Raw genomic sequence first — 320 nt, 5'->3', positions numbered from 1 at the left:
GGCGTTGCAGACTCTGGTTTTTCCGCACAGGCGCCAACTGAAGTCCTTGGTCCAGCACGACGGCAAAAATCCGGCCAGCCGAAATTGGTCGAAGGGAGGAGTTGTCGCTGCGGCGTTGGCATTGTGGGCTGTTTTGATAGCGTTTGAGCGATACGCGGTCGTGAAACGCGTACATCGATGGGCGACGCGCGGCCTGATCGTCATTTGTGACAGGTGGCCCCAGGCACTCCGCAGAGGATATCTGGACGGGCCAACCATTCCAGAGCACCTGTTCTCCGTCCCAGGCTTGTCAGCTCTCGCCCGGCTCGAGCAGAGGCTCT

General features: G+C 60.0%; 1 protein-coding gene. It reads right to left on the bottom strand.

All coding sequences use genetic code 11. The features are described from left to right. A partial coding sequence (locus tag EN786_RS38415) for a hypothetical protein (protein ID WP_210238939.1) occupies nt 1-268 on the bottom strand: 268 nt, incomplete at its 3' end. Between the last annotated feature and the right edge of the window lie 52 nt (nt 269-320).

It is taken from the genome of Mesorhizobium sp. M4B.F.Ca.ET.143.01.1.1, assembly GCF_004792275.1.
GTDB lineage: Bacteria > Pseudomonadota > Alphaproteobacteria > Rhizobiales > Rhizobiaceae > Mesorhizobium > Mesorhizobium abyssinicae.
Note: the sequence above shows the minus strand (reverse complement) of the source record. Positions and strands in the feature narration are given on the sequence as shown.